At 72.0% G+C, this 20911-nt stretch carries 20 protein-coding genes; 14 read left to right on the plus strand and 6 right to left on the minus strand.

Annotation, left to right across the window (positions count from 1 at the left end):
- The first annotated feature begins 60 nt into the window (after positions 1 to 60).
- From ACZ4NB_RS37060 to ACZ4NB_RS37085, 6 genes are all read left to right on the plus strand, one after another.
- A complete protein-coding gene (locus ACZ4NB_RS37060; RefSeq protein ID WP_467667449.1) occupies positions 61 to 837 on the plus strand; it encodes a metallophosphoesterase family protein in 777 nt (258 codons plus the stop codon).
- A 161-nt stretch (positions 838 to 998) separates the two neighbouring features.
- The gene (locus ACZ4NB_RS37065; RefSeq protein ID WP_467667450.1) at positions 999 to 1484 is read left to right on the plus strand and encodes an SRPBCC family protein; all 486 of its coding nucleotides are present in this window, start codon (positions 999 to 1001) and stop codon (positions 1482 to 1484) included.
- 2 nt (positions 1485 to 1486) lie between these two features.
- Positions 1487 to 2689 carry an ArsA family ATPase gene (locus ACZ4NB_RS37070; RefSeq protein ID WP_467667451.1) on the plus strand — a complete coding sequence of 401 codons (1203 nt, stop codon included), beginning with the start codon at positions 1487 to 1489 and terminating at the stop codon, positions 2687 to 2689.
- Between the two features lie 175 nt (positions 2690 to 2864).
- Positions 2865 to 3341, plus strand: coding sequence for a DUF5304 domain-containing protein (locus ACZ4NB_RS37075; protein ID WP_467667452.1), 477 nt, complete (start codon positions 2865 to 2867; stop codon positions 3339 to 3341).
- 56 nt (positions 3342 to 3397) lie between these two features.
- The gene (locus tag ACZ4NB_RS37080) at positions 3398 to 4339 is read left to right on the plus strand and encodes an ROK family glucokinase (protein WP_393494278.1); all 942 of its coding nucleotides are present in this window, start codon (positions 3398 to 3400) and stop codon (positions 4337 to 4339) included.
- Positions 4340 to 4344: 5 nt separating this feature from the next.
- Positions 4345 to 5109, plus strand: a complete 765-nt coding sequence (locus tag ACZ4NB_RS37085) for an endonuclease/exonuclease/phosphatase family protein (protein WP_467667453.1) — start codon at positions 4345 to 4347, stop codon at positions 5107 to 5109.
- Between the two features lie 282 nt (positions 5110 to 5391).
- On the opposite strand, the gene ACZ4NB_RS37090 is transcribed toward ACZ4NB_RS37085, so the two are convergent.
- Together ACZ4NB_RS37090 and ACZ4NB_RS37095 are read right to left on the minus strand one after the other, a co-directional pair.
- Positions 5392 to 5964 carry a hypothetical protein gene (locus ACZ4NB_RS37090; protein ID WP_467667454.1) on the minus strand — a complete coding sequence of 191 codons (573 nt, stop codon included), beginning with the start codon at positions 5962 to 5964 and terminating at the stop codon, positions 5392 to 5394.
- Positions 5951 to 6766, minus strand: a complete 816-nt coding sequence (locus tag ACZ4NB_RS37095) for an alpha/beta hydrolase (protein WP_467667455.1) — start codon at positions 6764 to 6766, stop codon at positions 5951 to 5953. The genes ACZ4NB_RS37090 and ACZ4NB_RS37095 overlap by 14 nt, the downstream gene beginning before the upstream one ends.
- 224 nt (positions 6767 to 6990) lie before the next feature.
- On the opposite strand from ACZ4NB_RS37095, the gene ACZ4NB_RS37100 reads away from it, so the two are divergent.
- The 5 genes from ACZ4NB_RS37100 to ACZ4NB_RS37120 all read left to right on the plus strand — a co-directional run bounded on the left by ACZ4NB_RS37100 (position 6991) and on the right by ACZ4NB_RS37120 (position 12260).
- Positions 6991 to 7725: a lysophospholipid acyltransferase family protein gene (locus ACZ4NB_RS37100; RefSeq protein ID WP_393494267.1), complete on the plus strand. Its 735-nt coding sequence runs from the start codon at positions 6991 to 6993 to the stop codon at positions 7723 to 7725.
- Between the two features lie 101 nt (positions 7726 to 7826).
- Positions 7827 to 9137: a MacS family sensor histidine kinase gene (gene macS / locus ACZ4NB_RS37105; protein WP_467667456.1), complete on the plus strand. Its 1311-nt coding sequence runs from the start codon at positions 7827 to 7829 to the stop codon at positions 9135 to 9137.
- The gene (locus ACZ4NB_RS37110) at positions 9134 to 9805 is read left to right on the plus strand and encodes a response regulator (RefSeq protein ID WP_399147529.1); all 672 of its coding nucleotides are present in this window, start codon (positions 9134 to 9136) and stop codon (positions 9803 to 9805) included. Before macS ends, ACZ4NB_RS37110 begins: the two co-directional genes overlap by 4 nt.
- A gap of 213 nt (positions 9806 to 10018) precedes the next feature.
- Positions 10019 to 11047, plus strand: coding sequence for a 6-phosphofructokinase (locus ACZ4NB_RS37115; protein ID WP_467667457.1), 1029 nt, complete (start codon positions 10019 to 10021; stop codon positions 11045 to 11047).
- Between the two features lie 196 nt (positions 11048 to 11243).
- Positions 11244 to 12260 carry a 2-hydroxyacid dehydrogenase gene (locus ACZ4NB_RS37120; protein ID WP_467667458.1) on the plus strand — a complete coding sequence of 339 codons (1017 nt, stop codon included), beginning with the start codon at positions 11244 to 11246 and terminating at the stop codon, positions 12258 to 12260.
- On the opposite strand, the gene ACZ4NB_RS37125 is transcribed toward ACZ4NB_RS37120, so the two are convergent.
- Complete coding sequence (locus ACZ4NB_RS37125) at positions 12226 to 14181, minus strand: anthranilate synthase family protein (RefSeq protein WP_467667459.1); 1956 nt, start codon at positions 14179 to 14181, stop codon at positions 12226 to 12228. The genes ACZ4NB_RS37120 and ACZ4NB_RS37125 overlap by 35 nt on opposite strands.
- Before the next feature lie 272 nt (positions 14182 to 14453).
- Between ACZ4NB_RS37125 and ACZ4NB_RS37130 the strand changes: the two genes are divergently transcribed.
- Positions 14454 to 15797, plus strand: coding sequence for a class II 3-deoxy-7-phosphoheptulonate synthase (locus ACZ4NB_RS37130; protein ID WP_467667465.1), 1344 nt, complete (start codon positions 14454 to 14456; stop codon positions 15795 to 15797).
- 179 nt (positions 15798 to 15976) lie between these two features.
- Positions 15977 to 16264 (plus strand): (2Fe-2S)-binding protein, encoded by a 288-nt coding sequence (locus tag ACZ4NB_RS37135; protein ID WP_393494250.1) that lies wholly within the window; start codon positions 15977 to 15979, stop codon positions 16262 to 16264.
- Positions 16265 to 16303: 39 nt separating this feature from the next.
- Here ACZ4NB_RS37135 and bfr read toward each other — a convergent pair whose 3' ends face one another.
- Positions 16304 to 16780, minus strand: coding sequence for a bacterioferritin (gene bfr, locus ACZ4NB_RS37140; protein ID WP_467667460.1), 477 nt, complete (start codon positions 16778 to 16780; stop codon positions 16304 to 16306).
- A gap of 155 nt (positions 16781 to 16935) precedes the next feature.
- On the opposite strand from bfr, the gene ACZ4NB_RS37145 reads away from it, so the two are divergent.
- Positions 16936 to 17559: a sulfite oxidase-like oxidoreductase gene (locus ACZ4NB_RS37145; protein WP_384440754.1), complete on the plus strand. Its 624-nt coding sequence runs from the start codon at positions 16936 to 16938 to the stop codon at positions 17557 to 17559.
- Positions 17560 to 17604: 45 nt separating this feature from the next.
- On the opposite strand, the gene ACZ4NB_RS37150 is transcribed toward ACZ4NB_RS37145, so the two are convergent.
- Positions 17605 to 18504, minus strand: coding sequence for a deoxyribonuclease IV (locus ACZ4NB_RS37150; protein ID WP_467667461.1), 900 nt, complete (start codon positions 18502 to 18504; stop codon positions 17605 to 17607).
- A gap of 50 nt (positions 18505 to 18554) precedes the next feature.
- Positions 18555 to 20540: a Stk1 family PASTA domain-containing Ser/Thr kinase gene (pknB, locus tag ACZ4NB_RS37155; RefSeq protein ID WP_467667462.1), complete on the minus strand. Its 1986-nt coding sequence runs from the start codon at positions 20538 to 20540 to the stop codon at positions 18555 to 18557.
- Positions 20541 to 20911: the final 371 nt, after the last annotated feature.

Raw genomic sequence — 20911 nt, forward strand, 5'->3', positions numbered from 1 at the left:
ATCGGGCACACCCCCAGGGGGGCCCTCCCGGAGCCCGCACCCGCAATCTAGGGTGACGCCATGCGCGTGCATGTGGTCAGCGACGTACATGGCAACAGCCGGGACCTGGCGGCGGCCGGAACCGGCGCCGACGCCCTGGTCTGCCTCGGTGACCTGGTCCTCTTCCTCGACTACGCCGACCATTCGCGCGGCATCTTCCCCGACCTCTTCGGCGTCGCCAACGCCGACGCGCTCGTCGAACTGCGCACCGCCCGCCGCTTCGACGAGGCCCGCGCCCTCGGCCGCCGGCTGTGGGGCGAGCTGGATCGGGCGGGCGCCGGCCGTGAGGCCGTCATCGAGAGCGCGGTCCGCCGGCAGTACGCCGAACTCTTCGCGGCCTTCCCGACCCCCACGTACGCCACCTACGGCAACGTCGACATGCCGCGCCTGTGGCCCGAATACGCCGGACCCGGCACCACCGTCCTGGACGGGCAGCGGGTGGAGATCGGCGGCCGGGTCTTCGGCTTCGTCGGCGGCGGGCTGACCACCCCCATGCGGACGCCCTACGAGATCAGCGACGAGGAGTACGCCGCCAAGATCGAGGCGGTCGGCGAGGTGGACGTACTGTGCACCCACATCCCGCCGGACGTCCCCGAGCTGTGCTACGACACCGTCGCCCGCCGCTTCGAGCGCGGCAGCGCGGCCCTGCTGCACGCCATCCGCACCACCCGGCCGCGGTACTCCCTCTTCGGCCACGTACACCAGCCGCTCGCCCGCCGGGCCCGTATCGGGGGCACCGAATGCATCAATGTCGGCCACTTCAACGCGACCGGAACGCCCTACGTCCTGGAGTGGTGAGCCCGGCCGCGTCCACCGCCCATCGCCCGCGCGGTAGCCTTCAGCAGCAGAGACACCATATTGCGGACACCGCGAAATGGGGCCTCCCCTGCTCGAACGGACCTGAGAGCCTGGGGAAACGTCGGCGGACCGACACGAATCGGCATGGAGGAGTCACGGCGATGGCCGAACACACCAGCTCTAGCATCACGATCGAGGCGGCACCCGCCGAAGTGATGGGAGTGATCGCCGACTTTGACCGCTATCCGGAGTGGACCGGCGAGGTCAAAGAGGCAGAGGTGCTCGCCAAGGACGACCAGGGCCGGGCGGCGCGGGTGCGCCTCCTGCTGGACGCCGGAGCGATCAAGGACGACCACACCCTGGCCTACACCTGGACCGGCACCAACGAGGTCAGCTGGTCGCTGGTCAAGTCCCAGATGCTGCGCGCCCTCGACGGGTCCTACCGGCTCGCCTCGCTCAACAACGGCGCGAGCACCGAGGTGACCTACCAGCTCACCGTCGACGTCAAGATCCCGATGCTCGGCATGATCAAGCGCAAGGCCGAGAAGGTCATCATCGACCGCGCACTGGCCGGGCTGAAGAAGCGCGTCGAGAGCGGCCCCGACGCCGACCCGGCCGAGCCCGCCGACGAGGCCAAGAAGCTCTGAGCGTGCGCATCGTCCTCGTCACCGGCCCCGGCGGCGCCGGCCGCACCACGCTCGCCGCCGCGACCGCCCTGGCCGGCGCCCGGCGGGGCGCGCGGACACTGCTGCTCACCACGGAGAGCAGCGCGCCGGAAACGGTGCTGGGCACGCCCCTCGGAGCCGACGCCCCCACCCTGATAGCGCCCGGCCTGCACGCCCGCCGGATCGACCCCGCGGACCGCTTCCGCCAGGAGTTCCTCGCCTTCCAGGAGCGCGCCGGCGTCGCCCTCGACCTCCTGGGCGCCGCCCCCCTCGACGAGGACGAACTCACCGAACTCCCCGGCTCCGAGGACTTCGCGCTGCTGCACGCGCTGCGCACCGAACACGCCTCGGACGACTGGGACACCGTCGTCGTCGACATGCCCTCGGCCGCCGAAACGATCCGGCTGCTGGCCCTGCCGAACCAGGTACGCCGCTATCTGCGCCGGCTGCTGCCCCCCGAGCGCCAGGCGGCCCGCGCGCTGCGCCCGGTGCTCGCCCAGCTCGCCGGCGTCCCGATGCCGGCCCAGAAGCTGTACGAGGCCGCCGAGCGCTGGGAGAGCGAACTCGCCGCCGTCCAGCGGGCGATCGACGACCCCGGCACGTCCGTACGCCTGGTCACCGAGGCCGGCCCGGTCGCCGCGGCCAACCTGCGCACCATCCGCGCCGGACTCGCGCTGCACGGCCGGCGCACCGACGGCGTGGTCGTCAACCGGCTGCTGCCCACCGGCTCCGCCGACCCCTTCCTCGCCGCGCTCTCCGGCAGCCAGCAGACCGCCCTGAAGGCGCTGCGCGAGGAGTTCCCGGACGTGCCCGTCCACGAGGTGCCGCACCTGGGCCGCGACCCCCAGGGCGTCGAGGAGCTCTACGAGCTGATCGACGGGCCGACCGGCGAGCTGGGCGCGACGCACCCCGTGCCGGAGCAGCGCACCGACCCGTGGGCCGTCGACGACCGCCTGGCCACCGACGGCATCCTGGTCTGGCGGGTCCCGCTGCCCGGCGCCGAGCGCAGGGGACTGGGCCTGGTCCGCCGCGGCGACGAGATCGTGGTGACGGTCGGCCGCTTCCGCCGGATCCGCACGCTCCCCTCCGCGCTGCGCCGCTGCACGGTCTCGGGCGCCGGACTGCGCGACGGCGTCCTGGAGATCCGCTTCAGCCCGGACCCGGACCTGTGGCCCAAGAACGACTGACGCGCGGGGTGCGGCCCGGCGAACCATCCGGTCCCACCCGTGCGACATGCCCCACCGCGATACCGCCGTTCGGGTAACGTCGAGGGTGAGCCGCCGCTTCGGCGTGCCCGCCTCGACGGGCCCGCCCGCACCCCTTCGCCGTACCGCTTCGCCGCAGCAGCCCACGGAGTTCATCATGAGCGATGCCACCGAGCGCCCCGCCGACCGCAAGGCCGAGCCCGACGCCGACGCCTGGGAGACCGCCTGCGCCGAGGACCTCGCGGCGGAGCAGGCCCGCCGCCGGGCCACCTACGGTCCGCAGCCGGGCAGCGCCGCAGAGGAACTGCGCAAGCTCGCCGACGCGGTGACCGACAAGCTCGCCGGTATCCAGCTGCCCGGCGCGCTCGGCGGGATCGCCGCACAGAGCGCCGTCAGCCAGCTCTTCAAGCAGGCCAAGGCCGCCGTCGAGCCGGTCATCGAGCGCAACCCCGACATCTTCGACCACCTCGCCGCGGCCGGCTCCGAACTGCTCGCTGCCTACCGCTCCGCCGTCGAGGGCAGCGAGCGCCGCTGGACCCGCGACGACGCGGACGACCGGCCCGAGAGCCGCCGCGGCGACGATCCGCGCGACGACGACGGCCCCACCGGCACCGAGCGAATCGATCTCGACTGATCCCGGCTCCGGTACGGTGGGTCCTGGCGGGGTTCGAGCGAAAAACTGAGGGACACATGGGACTCACCATCGGCGTCGACATCGGCGGCACGAAGATCGCGGCCGGCGTGGTCGACGAAGAGGGCTCGATCCTTGAGACGTGCACGGTGCCGACCCCGCAGGCCACCGACGCGCTGACCGAGGCGATCGCGGAGGCGGTCCGTACGGTCGGTGCCGGCCACCACATCGAGGCCGTCGGCATCGGCGCGGCCGGCTACGTCGACGAGAAGCGGGCCACGGTCCTGTTCGCACCGAACATCGACTGGCGCCACGAGCCGCTCAAGGACAAGGTCGAACAGCGCGTCGGCCTGCCCGTCGTCGTCGAGAACGACGCCAACGCCGCGGCCTGGGGCGAGTACAAGTTCGGCGCGGGCCAGGGCCACAGCGACGTCATCTGCATCACGCTCGGCACGGGCCTGGGCGGCGGCATCATCATCGGCAACAAGCTGCGCCGCGGCCGCTTCGGCGTCGCCGCCGAGTTCGGCCACATCCGGGTCGTGCCGGACGGCCTGCTGTGCGGCTGCGGCAGCCAGGGCTGCTGGGAGCAGTACGCCTCCGGCCGCGCCCTGTTGCGCTACGCCCGCCAGCGCGCCTTCGCCACCCCCGAGAACGCCACGGTGCTGCTCTCGCTCGGCGACGGCACCCCCGAGGGCATCCAGGGCAAGCACATCAGCACCGCCGCCCGCCAGGGCGACAAGGTCGCCATCGACTCCTTCCGCGAACTGGCCCGCTGGGCCGGCGCGGGCCTGGCCGACCTCGCCTCGCTCTTCGACCCGTCGGCCTTCATCGTCGGCGGCGGCGTCTCGGACGAGGGCGAGCTGGTCCTCGACCCGATCCGCAAGTCCTTCCGCCGTTGGCTGGTCGGCAACCAGTACCGGCCGCACGCCCAGGTGCTCGCCGCGCAGCTCGGCGGCAAGGCCGGACTGGTCGGCGCGGCCGACCTGGCGCGCCAGGGCTGACGCGGATGGTGGCTGAGCACTTCGGACTCCCCGCGTCCGGCACCGAGAAGGGCGCCGCGCTGGTCCGCGTGCTCAGCTACAACATCCGCTCGATGCGCGACGACCGGGCGGCGCTGGCCAGGGTCATCCGGGCCTGCGCCCCCGATCTCGTGCTGATCCAGGAGGCGCCGCGGTTCTTCCGCTGGCGCAAGGCCGCCGAGCGGCTGGCCCGCTCGGCGGGGCTGGTCCACGTCACCGGCGGCGGCACGGCCGCGGGCCCGATGATCCTGTCCACCCTCCGCGCCCATGTGGAGCGCACGGAGGACGTCCTGCTGCCCCGCACCCCCGGGCTGCACCAGCGCGGCTTCGCCACCGCCGTGGTCCGCATCGGGCCCGCCCGGCTCGGCGTCCTCAGCTGCCATCTCAGCCTCGCCGACCGCGAGCGGTACGAGCAGGCCGGGCTGCTGCTGGAGCGGGTGGCGGGGCTCGGAGCGCCGTACGCGGTCGCCGGGGGCGATCTCAACGAACGGCCGGAGGGCCGGAGCTTCCGGCGGGTGGCGGGCACGCTCACCGACGGCTGGGCGGCCAAGCCGTGGGGCGGGGAGTTCACCTCCACACCCCGGGAGCCGCGGCAGCGCATCGACGCCGTGTTCACGACCGACGGTGTCGAGGTGCTCGGCTGCGGAGTACCCCGCGACCTGCCCGGTCTCCGGGACGCGGACCTGCTGGCCGCGTCCGACCATCTGCCCGTACTCGCGGCCTTGCGGGTACCGGCAAAGGCGGAGGCGTAGGGACCCGGGGGACCGGATGATCGGGGGACCGGGGACCAGCGGATGCCTCGCGGCTAGGGGGCTCCCTGGGAGGACGCCTCCCGACTCCAGGTGGGAACACCTCGCGCCTGCGCGGGAATACCTCCCCGCCGCACCCCGTTGTGGCCCCGCAGGGGGGCCGCGCGTCCCCTACGGGATCTGTTCGCCCTTCCCCCAGGGGTCCTTCGCCCTTCCCCAGGGGCCCGGTGCACACCACGCGGTGCGTACCGCCCGGTTCACGCCATCCGGTTCACGCCATCCGGTTCACACCACCGCGCCGCCGCCCGGCAGATGGTCGTCGTCCTCGTCGTCGTTCTTCATCCGCGCGACGAGCGTGGCGAAGCCGCCCAGGAAGCCGCCGATGCCCAGGACCGTGATCCACCAGGTCACGGGCTGCTGGAAGATGACCATGGCGACCAGGAGCAGCGGCCCGCCGAGCACGGCGAGCCAGGCGAACTTGGTGGTGGTGTCGGCCTGCGGCAGCGGAGGCGGCTCGGGCGGGGTGAAGTGGCCCTCGTCGGTCTCGTCGAAGTCGTCGTCGGACGGTGCGGCGGCGGACCAGTCGCGCGGGCCGACGCCCGGGGCGTAGACGACGAAGCTGCCGGGACTCGGGCCGGCGCCCTTGTCCTCGGCGTCTCCGGTGGGGCTGTGCGTCGGGGGCTGACCGCTGCCGACGCTGTCGTCGTTGCCGTCGTTGCCGTCGTTGCCGTCGGTCTTGGTGGTCTTGTCGTCTGCGGCCGGGAACGACGGCTCCTCGCCGTAGCCCGCCACGATCTCGGCCCAGGCGGCCTCTTCGTCCAGCGGATCCCGGGGGTCGCGGGGGCTACGCTCCGCCACGGGCCGCCGTCCCCTCCTGGGCGGCGTCCGCCGCGTCCGTCGCGTCCGCCCGCACCTCGGGGGCGAGCCGGGAGATGAAGGCGAAGGTCTCCTCGAAGATCTGCTCCGCGTCGTGGTCGAGCGTGGCGACGTGGTAGCTGCGCTCCAGCAGGGTCTGGCGGACGTCCCTGGACGAGACCCGGGCGAGGATCCGCTCGGAGTCCATCGGGCGGACGACATGGTCCTGCGGGCTGGTCATCACCAGCAACGGCTGGGTGACACTGGGGAGTTCGGAGTCCACCTGCTGGAAGAACAGGCGCAGCGAGTGCGCCGCGTGCAGCGGCACGCGGTCGTAGCCGACCTCCTCGACGCCGGGCTTGGCGATGTCGCTCGCGATGCCCTTGGTCGTCGGTACGAGATGGCGCAGCACCGGCAGCAGCGGCGCGGCCGCGTCGTGCACCTTGTTGCCGGGGTTGACCACGGCGACCCCGCTGATCGCCGGGCCGTGCTTGGCGGCCAGCCGCAGCGCCAGCGCGCCGCCCATCGACAGGCCGCAGACGAAGACCTTGGCGCAGCGCTCGCTCAGCGCGCGCAGCTCGCGGTCGACCTCGGCGTACCAGTCCTGCCAGGTCGTGATCTGCAGGTCCTGCCACCGGGTGCCGTGACCGGGCAGCAGCGGCAGGGCGACGGTCAGCCCCTGGTCGGCCAGATATTCGGCCCAGGGGCGGACAGACTGGGGGGAGCCGGTGAAACCGTGGCACACAAGGACGCCGACCTCTCCGCCGTCACGGCGGAACGGCTCGGCTCCGGGAAGGAACGGCACCGGGGGACTCCGATCGATGAGAGGGCCTGGCGAGTTACCTCAGGGTACGCAAAGTGACCGCGAGCGGGTAGGTCCGACGGCGCTCACGGCCGGGTGAGGGCCCCGTACGCGGGCGTGCACCTGCCGTCGCGCACCTTCGCAGCCCCGTCGGGGCCAGCGTGTCACCGGGGCAGGTTAAGGTCTTTGCGTCACACACAGGAGGCAGTCGGTTGATCTACGGCGCAATGAAGTTTTCCATCGGCGGGTCGCTGAAGCTTGCCTTCAGGCCCTGGGTGGAAGGCATCGAGAACATTCCCGCCGAGGGTCCGGCGATCCTCGCGAGCAACCACCTGTCCTTCTCGGACTCCTTCTTCCTGCCCGCGGTGCTCGACCGCAAGGTCACCTTCATCGCGAAGTCCGAGTACTTCACCTCCCCGGGTGTGAAGGGCAAGCTGACCGCGGCGTTCTTCAAGGGCGTGGGCCAGCTGCCGGTCGACCGCTCGGGAGGCCGGGGCGCGGGCGAGGCGGCCATCAAGAGCGGCATCGAGGTGCTGGAGCGCGGTGAGCTGTTCGGCATCTACCCGGAGGGCACCCGCTCCCCGGACGGCCGGCTCTACCGCGGCAAGCCCGGCGGCCTGGCCCGTGTGGCGCTGGCCACCGGCGCGCCGGTCATCCCCGTGGCGATGATCGACACCGAGAAGGTGCAGCCTCCGGGCAAGGTCGTGCCGAAGATGATCCGGCCGGGCATCCGTATCGGCAAGCCGCTGGACTTCACCCGCTATCAGGGCATGGAGGGCGACCGCTTCATCCTGCGGTCGGTCACCGACGAGGTCATGTACGAGATCATGAAGCTCTCGGGCCAGGAGTACGTCGACATCTACGCGACCGCCGCCAAGCGGCAGATCGCGGAGGCGGCCAAGGCCGCGGAGGCGAAGAAGAAGGCCGAGGCGGAGCAGGCCAAGAAGGCCGCCGCCGAATAGGCCGAAGTAACGGGCAGTGCCGAGGCCGGGCGCGGGTGCGTCCGGCGAGGGGTGGGGGGCCGGCAGTGACGGATGCGGGCATACGGACGGTGGACGGCGGGATGACCGCCAGGCGCCACGGCAAGCACCCCAAGGTGGTGCGGATGTCCGTCGAGCTCCCGCTGTGGCGCGCGCTCACCGGCTACCGCGTCCTCACCCTTGTCTACACCCTGTGTCTGGTCGCGCTCTCGTACCGCAAGTACGAGCATCCGCTGGTCGCCGTCGCCTATATGGGCGCGCTCACCGTCTGGATGGCGCTGACCTGGCGGCGCACCACCTCCCCCGAGCGCTGCACCCGGCACTTCCTGATCGCCGACCTCGGTTTCGCGGTCGGCGGGATCCTGCTCACCCTGCTGGTCGACAGCCGGGCCCGGATCATGGACGGTGCGCCGACGCTGCCGTCGATCTGGGCGGCGGGCGCGGTCCTGGGCTTCGCGATCAAGGGCGGCTGGCGCTGGGCGGCGGTGGCCTCCAGCGCGGTGGCCCTCGCCAATCTGGCCGTGCGTCAGGAGCTGGCCCGCGACACCATCCACAACGTGGTGCTGGTGTGGGTGGCCAGCGTCGCCATCGGCTATGTCGTCGAGGTGGCGCGCGCCAGTGAGCGCACGCTGGCCCGCGCGCTGCAGATCGAGGCGGCGACCCGGGAACGGGAGCGGCTGGCCCGCGACATCCACGACAGCGTGCTGCAGGTGCTGGCGATGGTGCAGCGGCGCGGTGCCGCGATCGGCGGGGAGGCGGCCGAGCTGGGCCGGATGGCGGGCGAGCAGGAGGTCGCGCTGCGGACCCTGGTCGCCGGCGGGCTGGTGCCGCCGGCGCGGCCGGGCACCGCGCGGCCGGTGCCCCACGAGGCCGACGGGGACGGCGAGGCGCGGTCCGTGCCGTACGACGAGGGCGCGGCGGGCCGGGCGGCGGCGTCCGGGGGCGCGCCGTCGGCGGCCGCGGGCGAGCCCTGCGACGTCCGGGCGCTGCTGGCGCCGTACGCCGGCGCCGACGTCACGTTCTCCGAACCGGGCGCCCCGGTCGTCCTGCCGGCCGCCGCGGCGGCGGAGCTCGCGGCCGCTGTCAGTGCCGCGTTGGACAATGTACGGGTGCATGCGGGGGCCGCCGCCCACGCATGGATCCTGGTGGAGGACGAACCGCACGCGGTGATCGTGACGGTCCGCGACGACGGCCCCGGCATCCCCGAGGGCCGGCTCGCCGACGCCGAGCGCGAGGGCCGGCTGGGCGTGGCCCTGTCGATCCGCGGCCGGCTGCGGGACCTGGGCGGCAGCGCGGAGTGGGTCTCGGTCCCCGGCCAGGGTGCGGAAGTGGAGTTGACGGTCCCCAAGGGCGCGGCGCCCGAGGGCGGAAAACGGGGGAAGGCGACGGCGTGAGCGAGCAGACGGCCCTGAGGGTCATGGTGGTCGACGACCACCCGATGTGGCGCGATGCGGTCGCGCGGGATCTGTCGGAGGCCGGCTTCGACGTGGTGGCGACGGCCGGCGACGGCCTCCAGGCGGTGCGCCGGGCGCAGGCCGCCTCGCCCGAGGTGCTGGTCCTGGACCTCAATCTGCCGGGGCTGCCCGGCGTGCGGGTGTGCAAGGAGCTGGTCGGCGCCAATCCGGCGCTGCGGGTCCTGGTGCTGTCCGCCAGCGGTGAGCACGCCGATGTGCTGGAGGCGGTCAAGTCCGGCGCGACCGGGTATCTGCTGAAGTCGGCGAGCACGGAGGAGCTGCTGGACGCGGTGCGGCGCACGGCCGCCGGCGACGCGGTGTTCACCCCGGGCCTGGCGGGCCTGGTGCTCGGCGAGTACCGCAGGCTGGCGACGGAGCCCGCCCCGGCGACGCCGGACGAGCCGGGCGCACCGCAGTTGACGGAGCGCGAGACCGAGGTGCTGCGCCTGGTGGCCAAGGGCCTGTCCTACAAGCAGATCGCCGAGCGGCTGGTGATCTCGCACCGCACGGTGCAGAACCACGTCCAGAACACCCTCGGCAAGCTCCAGTTGCACAACCGCGTGGAGCTGGTGCGCTATGCGATAGAGCGGGGCCTCGACGAGGCGTGAGCGAGCGGAGCGCGGATGTCCGGTCGCAGGTCGGGCCGTGTCCCCAAGCCGTTCCGCTCGTACGGGTGAACACCTCGTGTCAACTCCCCAATAAATCACCGGAATCACCGTTTGTCCCATCCCGAAGTGACCCAGATCACCATTAGCGTGACCGGCGTCGGATCGGCCATGGCCGTGCGCGGCCACTGAAACGGGATGAAGGTGATGGCAGCGATGCGGGTCGGAGTACTGACCGGTGGCGGCGACTGCCCGGGTCTGAACGCGGTGATCAGGGGCATCGTCCGCAAGGGCACCCAGGAGTACGGATATGACTTCGTCGGCTTCCGGGACGGCTGGCGCGGGCCGCTCGAAGGGGACACGCTGACGCTGGACATCCCGGCGGTACGCGGCATTCTGCCCCGGGGAGGCACGATCCTCGGCTCCTCGCGGACCAACCCCTTCAAGCAGGACGAGGGCGTCCGCCGGATCAAGGACAACCTCGCCAAGCAGGAGATCGAGGCGCTGATCGCGATCGGCGGCGAGGACACCCTCGGCGTCGCGGCGCGGCTCTCCGACGAACACGCCATCCCCTGCGTCGGCGTCCCCAAGACCATCGACAACGACCTGTCGGCGACGGACTACACCTTCGGCTTCGACACCGCCGTCGGCGTCGCCACCGAGGCCATCGACCGGTTGCACACCACCGCCGAATCCCATATGCGCGTCCTGGTCGTCGAGGTGATGGGCCGGCACGCCGGCTGGATCGCGCTGCACTCCGGCCTGGCCGGCGGGGCGAACGTCATCCTCATCCCCGAGCAGCGCTTCGACATCGAGCAGGTCTGCCGGTGGATCGAGTCCCGTTTCAAGGTGCGCTACGCCCCGATCGTGGTGGTCGCCGAGGGCGCCATGCCCAAGGACGGCCAGATGGTGCTCAAGGACGACTCCACCGACTCCTTCGGGCATGTCCGGCTGTCGGGCGTGGGGGAGTGGCTGGCCAAGGAGATCGAGGCGCGTACGGGCAAGGAGGCCCGTACGACGGTGCTCGGCCACACCCAGCGCGGCGGCACCCCCAGCGCCTTCGACCGCTGGCTGGCCACCCGCTTCGGGCTGCACGCCATCGACGCGGTGCGCGACGGCGACTTCGGGAAGATGGTCGCGCTGCGCGGCACGGACATCGTCCGGGTGCCGATCGCGGAGGCGACCGCGAAGCTCAAGACGGTCGATCCGGCGCTCTATGCCGAGGTGGGCGTGTTCTTCGGCTGAGGCCGGCCGACCCCGGCCGGTCCCGGCCGTCCCGGTCCGCCGCCTGGCGGTGCCCCCGTCCGCTCTCCGGGGGCACCGCCGGGCGAGGAGCCGTATATTCGCTTACGCGGCATATGCATCGCTGTGCGGCCCTCGCTCCCCGGCCGGGCCGCTCACCGGCGGTGGCACAAGACCGGCGGGAGAACCGGGAGAGCTCGTGGAGATCGTCGCCTTCGGCGTGCAGGCGGATGAGCGTCCGTTCCTGGAGCGGGCCTTCGCCGGCCACCACCAGATCCGCAGCCTGGACGTCTTCCTCAACCGCGACACCGCCCCCATCGCGCACGGCTACGAGATCGTCAGCACCCACGTCGACGCCGATCTGAGCGCCGACGTCCTGCAGACCCTCGCGGCCGGCGGGACGAAGATGATCGCCCAGCGCTCCACGGGCTTCAACAACATCGACCTGGAGGCCGCGGCCGACCTCGGGATGAGCGTCGGCCGGGTCGCCGCGTACTCGCCGTACTCGGTCGCGGAATTCGCCTGGGCCCTCGCGCTGGCCGTCAACCGGCGGCTGATCCGGGCCGGCCACCGCACCCGCAACTTCGACTTCCGGCTGGACGGCCTGATGGGCCGCGATCTGCGCGGCCGCACCGCGGGCGTGCTCGGCACCGGCAGGATCGGCGAGGCGTTCACCCGGATCGCCCACGGCTTCGGGATGAACCTGCTGGGCTGGGACATCGCCGAGAATCCGCGCTGCGTCGGGCTGGGCATGAAGTACGTCGCACCGGAGCGGCTGTTCGCCGAGGCCGATCTGATCACGCTGCACCTCCCGCTGGTGCCGGCCACCCGGCACTTCGTCGACGCCGCCGCGCTGGCCGCGATGAAGGACGACGCGATCCTGATCAACTCCAGCCGCGGCGGGCTCGTCGACACCGCAGCCCTCGTCGACACGCTCAAGACCGGCCGGCTCACCGGCGTCGGCCTGGACGTCTACGAGGAGGAGGCCGGGCTCTTCTCCTTCGACAAGTCCCTGGACGTCATCGACGACGACACCCTCGCCCGCCTGATGACCTTCGGGAACGTCCTGGTCACCGCGCACCAGGCGTACTTCACCGAGGAGGCGGTCGGTCAGATCATCGAGGCCACCGTGGCCAACGTCGAGGACTACCTGACCGGCCGCACCAACGAGAACATGCTGGTCACACGAGGACAGCTGCCAGCAGCTGCGCGGTGACCGCGGCGCCGTCCAGCGTCAGCACCGACTCGGGGTGGAACTGCACCCCCGCGAAGCCCGGCCCGCGCAGCGCATGCACCTCGCCGGTCTTGGCGTCCCGGCTCAACTCGACGCGGTGCATGGCCAGTTCGTCCTCCGTGCGGTCGTCGCAGCGGGCCGTGAAGGTGTTGTAGAAGCCGACCGTCTCCTGGCGCCCGAAGAAGTCGATCCGCTCCTGTGCGCCCTGGTAGGGCACCTCCTTGCGGACGATCTCCAAACCCAGCTCCGCGGCGAGCAGTTCATGCCCCAGGCAGACGCCCAGCAGCCCCTGCCGGTGGCCGGCGACCAGCTCGGCGGTCAGCGACCGCAGGAAGCGCATCTTGGGGTCGGTGGCGTCGCCAGGGTCGCCCGGGCCCGGGCCCAGCACGATCGGGCCCCGGTGCGCGAGGGCGGCCGCGCGCAGCCCCGGCTCGTCGAAGCGGCGCACCGTCACGGTCAGCCCCGAGGTGCGCAGCAGATGCGCGAGCATCGCGGTGAAGGTGTCCTCGGCGTCGACGACCAGGGCGTGCCCGCTCAGCTCGGCGGTCGGCGCGGTGGTCTGCATCCGCAGCCAGAAGGGGGCGAGGTCGGCGCGGCGGGCGTCCAGCGCGGCCCGCACCCGCGGATCGTCGGCCAGCCGCGGTGCCGGGCCACCGGCGGCCGGGCCGGCCGGTGCCGCGCGGACCCCCAGCGCGGTGAGCACGCCCGCCGCCTTGGCGTGGGTCTCGGCGACCTCGCTGTACGGGTCGGAGGCGCGCACCAGTGTGGCGCCGACCGGCACCCGCAGCCGACCGTCGGCGGCGATGTCCGCGGTACGGATCAGGATCGGCGAGTCCAGGGTCTGCGCGCCCCCGGCGTCCCGGCCCAGCAGCGCCAGCGCGCCCGCGTAGTAGCCGCGGCCGCGCCCGTCCGGTCCCACCGGTTCGTGCCGCTCGATGACCCGGCAGGCGTTCTGCACCGGCGACCCGGTGACCGTCGCCGCGAACATCGTCTCCTTGAGCACCTCGCGCACATCGAGGGTGGAGCGGCCGCGCAGCTCGTACTCGGTGTGCGCCAGGTGGGCCATCTCCTTGAGGCGGGGTCCGATCACCACCCCGCCCCGGTCGCCGACGGTGCACATCATCTTCAGCTCCTCGTCCACCACCATCGACAGCTCCTCGACCTCCTTGCGGTCGCCGAGGAACGCCAGCAGGCTCTCGGGGGTGGGGCCGCCGGCGGGGTAGCGGTAGGTGCCGCTGATCGGGTTCATCACGACCGTGCCCCCGCTCATCCGCACATGCACCTCGGGGCTGGCGCCGACCAGGGTGCGCACCCCGGGGCGGTGCACGACATAGGTCCAGTACGCGCCGCGCTCGCCGGCCAGCAGCCGCCGGAACAGCGCCAGCGCGTCGGCGGCCGAGAAGTCCGCGATCGAGCCCTCGAAGGTCCGGCGGATGACGAAGTTCGCTCCCTCGCCGGTGCCGATCTCGTCCCGCACCACCCGCTCGACGATCTCGGCGTAGGCGTCGTCGGCCACGTCGAACGCCCCGTCCGTCACCCGTACGTCGTGCGCCGGGAGCGCCGCCAGCACCTCCTCCAGGGGCAGCTCATGGCTCTCCCGGGGGCGCAGCACCGCCAGCGGGGTGCCGTCGTCGTGGGCCCGGAAGCCGCGCTCGCGGATCTGCCGGAACGGGATCAGCGCCAGCGCGTCGATGACCGGTTCCCGGGACGCCGTCTCAGCCAGTGGGATGTCGGCCAGTCGGGCGACCTCGGTCACCTCGCCGATCAGCACCTCGATGCGGTCCGCCGCCTCCCGGCCGGGCGACCGGCGGCGCAGCAGGGCGAACGGCGGGCAGGCGGGGTCCAGCAGCCGCCGGACGAGCGCTGCGGCGTCGGTGCGGGCGGGGTGGGGCTCGCGGTGCATGGCGGGTTCCTTCCGGAAAGGGCCGGGGAGAGCCGGAAGAGGGAACAGCCGCCGGAAACGCCGAAGGCCGCCCTCGGGCGGCCTTCGCGAAGTCTGGGATGTGCGCGCGAATCAGTGGGCCGCCGTAGGAGCGGTCCACCACCAGTCCTGGTTCATGAACGGTCGCGTGTACACGGGGGGCACCCTACCGGACCGTCCGAGTGCGGTGCGTCTCAAAGTCCGGATGGCGGACGGACAGCTCTCCGGGACCCCGTAATGTGGGGCATGTGACCGTGAACGCTGAAACCCACGCCGGTGGCAACACCTGGCGAGACCTGCCCGCGGCGCAGCAGCCTGACTGGCCGGACCAAGAGGCTCTGCGCGATGTGATCGCGGAGCTTGAGTCCTATCCGCCGCTCGTCTTCGCGGGCGAGTGCGACCAGCTGCGCGAGCGCCTGGGAGCGGTCGCCCGTGGTGAGGCGTTCCTGCTTCAGGGCGGCGACTGCGCGGAGGCCTTCGACGCCGTATCCGCCGAGCACATCCGCAACAAGCTCAAGACGCTGCTGCAGATGGGCGCCGTCCTCACCTACGCCGGGTCCGTCCCGGTGGTCAAGGTCGGCCGGATCGCCGGCCAGTACAGCAAGCCGCGCTCCAAGCCCACCGAGACCCGCGACGGGGTGACGCTGCCGACCTACCGCGGCGACTCCGTCAACGGCTTCGAGTTCACCGAGGCGGCCCGGATCCCGGACCCGCAGCGGCTGAAGCGGATGTACAACGCCTCCGCGGCGACCCTCAACCTCGTCCGGGCCTTCACCACCGGCGGCTACGCCGACCTGCGCCAGGTGCACGCCTGGAACCAGGACTTCGTGAAGTCCTCGCCCTCCGGGCAGCGCTACGAGGCGCTGGCCCGCGAGATCGACCGTGCGCTGAACTTCATGAACGCCTGCGGGGTGGACCCGGAGGAGTTCAAGACGGTGGAGTTCTTCTCCTCGCACGAGGCGCTGGTCCTCGACTACGAGTCGGCGCTGACCCGCGTCGACTCGCGCACCGGCAGCCTCTACGACGTCTCCGGCCACATGGTCTGGATCGGCGAGCGCACCCGCCAGCTGGACGGGGCGCACATCGAGTTCGCCTCGCGCATCCGCAACCCGATCGGCGTCAAGCTCGGCCCGACGACCACGCCGCAGGAGGCGCTGACGCTCATCGAGCGCATCGACCCCGAGCGTGAGCCGGGCCGGCTGACCTTCATCACCCGCATGGGCGCGGACAAGGTCCGCGACAAGCTCCCCGAGCTGGTGGACAAGGTCACCGCCTCCGGCGCGAAGGTCGCCTGGATCTGCGACCCGATGCACGGCAACACCTTCGAGGCGGCCTCCGGTCACAAGACCCGGCGCTTCGACGACGTGCTGGACGAGGTCAAGGGCTTCTTCGAGGTCCACAAGAGCCTCGGCACGCACCCGGGCGGCATCCACGTCGAGCTGACCGGTGACGATGTCACCGAGTGCGTGGGCGGCGGCGACGAGATCTTCGTCGACGATCTGCACCAGCGCTACGAGACCGCCTGCGACCCGCGGCTCAACCGCAGCCAGTCGCTGGACCTGGCGTTCCTGGTGGCGGAGATGTACCGCGACCAGTAAGCGGTGAAATGCACGGAAGTGGGGCGCGGATCCTGTGCTCCGCCCCCCACTGCGTTGTTCGGGCCCGGGGGGCCGTTGTGAAGCCTCAGGGGGCCGGGTAAGGTAAGGGTAACCTCACTCAAGATCAGCTGATCTGGTCGATGAGCCTTCCCCTGAGAGTCCTACGGAGGTGAACCCGCGTGTACGTCTGCTCCTGCTTCGGGATCACCGAGCAGCAGGTTCGCGAGCACGCGGACACCGGTGCCTGCACGCCCCGCCAGATCGCCTCCGCCTGCAAGGCCGGCACCGACTGCGGCAGCTGCGTACGGCGCATCCAGGCCCTGCTCGGCAGGGGCGACTGCCCGCGCCGGGAGCTCATCGACAGCGGTGCCTCCGACCCGCTGGCCCCCGAGGACCGCACGCCCGGGCCGCAGCGGGGCGCGGGGGTGGGCGCAGTGGTGCCCGTGGCGCTCTCGGAGGCCGCGTAGTCCCCAGGGCCGGCCGGCTCCCGCCGTCGCGCCGCCCGCTCAGCTCGGCTGCTCGATCACCTGGGCGATGTAGAGCGCCTCTCCGAGCTTCTCGACCAGCTCCAGCTGCGTGTCGAGATAGTCGATGTGGTGCTCCTCGTCCGCGAGGATGTCCTCGAAGATGTTCGCCGAGGTGATGTCGCCCTTGTTGCGCATCACCTCGATACCGCGCTTGAGCCGGTCGATCGCCTCGACCTCGATCTGCCGGTCGGCCTGGAACATCTCGGTGACCGACTGGCCGACCCGGACGTGGAACAGCCGCTGGTAATTCGGCAGACCGTCGAGGAACAGAATCCGGTCGGTCAGCACCTCCGCGTGCTTCATCTCGTCGAAGGACTCGGAGCGGGTGTACTTCGCGAGCTTCGTCCAGCCGAAGTTCTCCTGCATCTTGGCGTGCAGGAAGTACTGGTTGATCGCGGTCAGCTCGGCGGTCAGCTGCTCGTTGAGGAATTCGATGACCTCGGGGTCGCCCTGCATGGCTGCGGGCTCCTTCCGCGCGGGAACTGGGCAGGTGCCGCGCATCCTCGCACCGCGCGCAGAGAGCGTCCAGTAAGTTCACGCTTAGTACGAGTTGCCCGAATCCCTCCCTCCCTGGTCATCGGCACCCCTTCCGGTCTGACAACATGGAGGACATGGGTCAGCCGGAAAGCCGCGAAGAGGAGCATGCTCAGCTGCCTCCCGGGCAGCGGCTGCAGAGGGGCTGGCCGGTGACGCACTACGGGCCGGTCCCGAAGTTCCGCCCCGAACGCTGGGAGTTCCGGGCCTTCGGCGCCACCGCGGACGGTGCCAAGCACTGCTGGTCGCACGAGGAATTCACGGCGCTGCCCTATGCCACGGTCGTGGCCGATATGCACTGTGTGACGAAATTCAGCATGCTGGGAGCCGAATGGGGCGGCGTGCTCACGAAGACCGTCCTGGACCTCGCGCCGCCCGCGCCGGATGTCACCCATGTGATGGTGTGGGCCGAGTACGGCTTCAGCTCGAATCTGCGGCTGGAGGATTTCGCCGCGGAGAAGTGCATCTTCGCCACCCACCGCTCCGGTGAACTCCTCACCGCCGAGCACGGTTTCCCGGTCCGCCTGATCGTGCCGCATCTCTACGCCTGGAAAGGCCCCAAGTGGGTCCGCGGCATCGAATACATGCGGGCCGACCGCCGCGGCTTCTGGGAGGAGCGCGGCTACCACAACCTGGGCGACCCGTGGCGCGAGCAGCGCTACTCGTACCAGGAAGAGCCCGGGGACGGACCCGAGCTCTGACGCCCGGCGCCCCCGGCACCTCTCGTACGTTCCTGGTGCGTCCGCCTAGTACGGCCGCAGCCCCTTGAGGCGGGCCACATCGGCCGCGTGGCCCTCCTTGCCGCCCGGGGTCTCCACGACCAGCGGCACACCGGCGGTCGAGGGATGGGTGAACAGCTCCGCGAACGGCTCCGCGCCGATGTGACCGGCGCCGATGTTCTCGTGCCGGTCCTTGTGGGCGCCCGCCACGTCCTTGGAGTCGTTGGCGTGGATCAGCTTCAGCCGGCCCTCGCCGGTGACCTCCACCAGCTCGTCCAGCAGCGCCTTCATCCCGCCCGGTGCCGCCATGTCGTGCCCGGCCGCGAAGGCATGGCAGGTGTCGAGGCAGACGCCCAGCTTCGGATGCCGGTCCAGCGCGTCGAAGTACGGCCCGAGGTCCTCGGCCCGGGAGCACAGCGAGGCGCCCTGCCCGGCCGTCGGCTCCAGCAGCAGCCATGGGTCGTCGGGGTGCGTCAGCTCGTCGAGCAACGGCCGCATCCGCTCCCTGACCTGCGCCATCGCCATCTCGCGGGGCCGCCCGCCGGTCGCCGAGCCGGTGTGCACGACCACCCCCAGCGCGCCGATCTCCCGGCCGCGCCGCAGCGAATGGCGCAGCGACGCCACGGACCGCTCGACCGTCGCCTCGGTGTGCGAGCCGAAGTTGATCAGATACGGCGCATGCACGTACACCGGCATCCCCTCCAGCGCGCAGGCCGCGCGGAACGCCTCGTCCTGCTCGGGACTGCCGGGCAGCGTCGCCCAGCCGCGCGGATTGGCCACGAAGACCTGCACGACCTCGTCGCCCATCTCACGGGCGTACGGAAGGCCGGTCTTCGCCAGGCCGCCGGCCACCGGCACATGGCCGCCGACCGGATTACGGGCACGGGCGCGCTGCTCGGCGCCCTCGGGGGAGGGGGATCTGCTCACCCTCCCAGGGTGCCAGGTGCCCCGAGGCCGCCCGGCCGCGGATCCCGCCGCTACAGCGCACCCTTCATCTTGATGGTGATCGTGCCGCCCTTCGGAGCCTTCTCACCGGGCTCGACGGACTGGGTGTCGACCTCGTCCTGCGGGAACAGGAACGGCTTCTTCACCTCGACCCGGAAGCCGTGTGAGGTCAGCTCCTTCTTGGCGTCCGCCTCGCTCATGCCGGTGACGTCCGGGACGGTGATCATCTCGGGGCCCTTGGAGAGCGTGAGGGTGACCCTTTCGCCCGTGCCGATCGGGTCGCCCGCACTCGGCGTCTGCCGGGCGACTGTCCCCTTGTCCTGAGGGGAGAACACCGGTTCCTCGACGATGCGCACCTCCAGGCCCGCCGCGCGCAGCGTGGCCTCGGCCTCCGCGCGGTCACTGCCGATCACACCGGGCACAGGGATCCGGGCGCCCCGGCTGACGGTCAGCGCCACCGCCGTGTCGGGCCGCCGCTTGGTGCCCGCGGCCGGGTCCGTGCGGATCACCGACCCCTTGGCGACCTCGCCGCTGAAGTCACGGGTCACGGTGCTCGGGATCAGACCGAGGTCGCGCAGCTTGCGCTTGGCGTCCGCGACCGGGGTCCCCGACAGGTCCGGGATGGTGACGATCTCCGGGCCGCGGGAGACGGTGATCGTGACCGTGCCCGTGCCGCGGATCTGCTTGCCGTTCGCCGGGTCCGTCCTCATGACATGGCCGCGCTCCACGTTGGAACTGAAGCCGCGGACGACCTTGACCCCCAGCCCCGCGTCCCGCAGCGTCTTGACGGCCTTGTCCTGCGGCATGTCCAGCACCGCGGGGACGGTGGTGAACTGACCCGCGTTGATGTACCAGACACCCGTGCCGACACCGAGGAGCAGCAGCACGGCCGCGATGACGGTGACGAGCCGCCGCCGCTGCATCAGCCCGCCTGGAGGCGCCGCGGCCGGGGGCGCCGGCGGCGGCACCGGCCGCAGCCGGGTCGTCTGCTCCGCCGGCGGCACCTCCAGGCGGCTGGTGCGGTTCAGCCGGGCCTCGTCCGTCCCCGGCAGCGGCAGCTGCACACCACCGGGCCGCGGCAGCACGTCCGTACGCTCCGTGCCGTCGCCCGCCCCGGCGCCGCCCTCGGGCACCTCCTTGGCCTGCGGCGGAACGACGTCCAGCTGCTCGTCGGTCAGCCCCGCCCGGGTCTCGCGCGCCCGCGACAGCAGCGCCACCGCGTCCTGCGCGCGCGCCTGCGGATCGCGGGCGGTGGCCAGCGCGACCAGCGCGTCCAGCCCCGGCGCGAGCCCGGGAACCAGCTCGGACGGCGGCAGCACGTCCTCGTGCAGATGCTGGTAGAGCACCTGCGCCACCGAGCCGCCGGTGTGCGGTTTGCCGCCGGTCAGCATCTCGTAGAGCACCACGCCGCAGGCGTAGACGTCGACCCGGGCGTCCGCGGTGCCGTGCTCCAGCTGCTCGGGCGCCAGATACGACACCGTCCCCAGGAGCGACCCCGTCGAGGCGGTGGTGTTGGTGTCCACCGCCCGCACCAGACCGAAGTCGGCGACCTTGACCCGGCCGTCGTCGCCGATCAGGACGTTCTCCGGCTTCATGTCGCGGTGCACCAGCCCGGCGCGGTGCGCGGCCCCCAGGGCGGCCAGGATCGGCTCCAGGATGTCCAGCGCGGCCCGCGGCTGGAGGGCGCCGCGCTCGCGCAGCACATCGCGCAGGGTGCACCCGGCGACGTACTCCATGGCCAGATAGACGTACGTACCGTCGGTGCCCTGGTCGAAGACGCCCACCACGTTCGGGTGCGACAGCCGGGCGACGGACTTCGCCTCACGGATGAAGCGGTCCACGAACCCCCCGTCCGCGGCGAGGCTCGGATGCATCACCTTCAGCGCGAGCACCCGGTCGAGGCGGGTGTCCACCGCCCGGTAGACCGTGGCCATACCGCCGGCGGCGATGCGTGCCTGGACGCGGTAGCGGCCGTCGAGCAGCTGGCCCACGAGCGGGTCTTGGAGCGTCGTATCCACGGCAGACGAGTCTACGGGTCCGCTGCGCTTGGCCCGCCTCCCACGTTTTTGGCTTTCCCGCCGTGAGGGTTGTTCGCCGTGGCGCCTGCGGCGGGCGGTGCCGCTGCGCGGGGCTGTTCGGGTGCCGGTGTCGGTCCGGAGGGGTAGGGGTGTGGGACTGCTGCGCTTTACGTCCCACACCCCTACCCCTCCGGCCCGCCCCCTCCCGTGGGTGGGTGGGAAAAACAGTGGGGGTGGACGTCAGCCTTCGTGCGCGCGCGGTCGACGAATCAGGCCCGCCCCCACCGGACCGCCTTCCCCCCACCCACGGGAGGGGACAGACCGTAGGACGGAGTCCGTAGGGCTGTCACCGCACCCGACAAACAACCGCC

Source organism: Streptomyces sp. NPDC026575 (assembly GCF_055567415.1).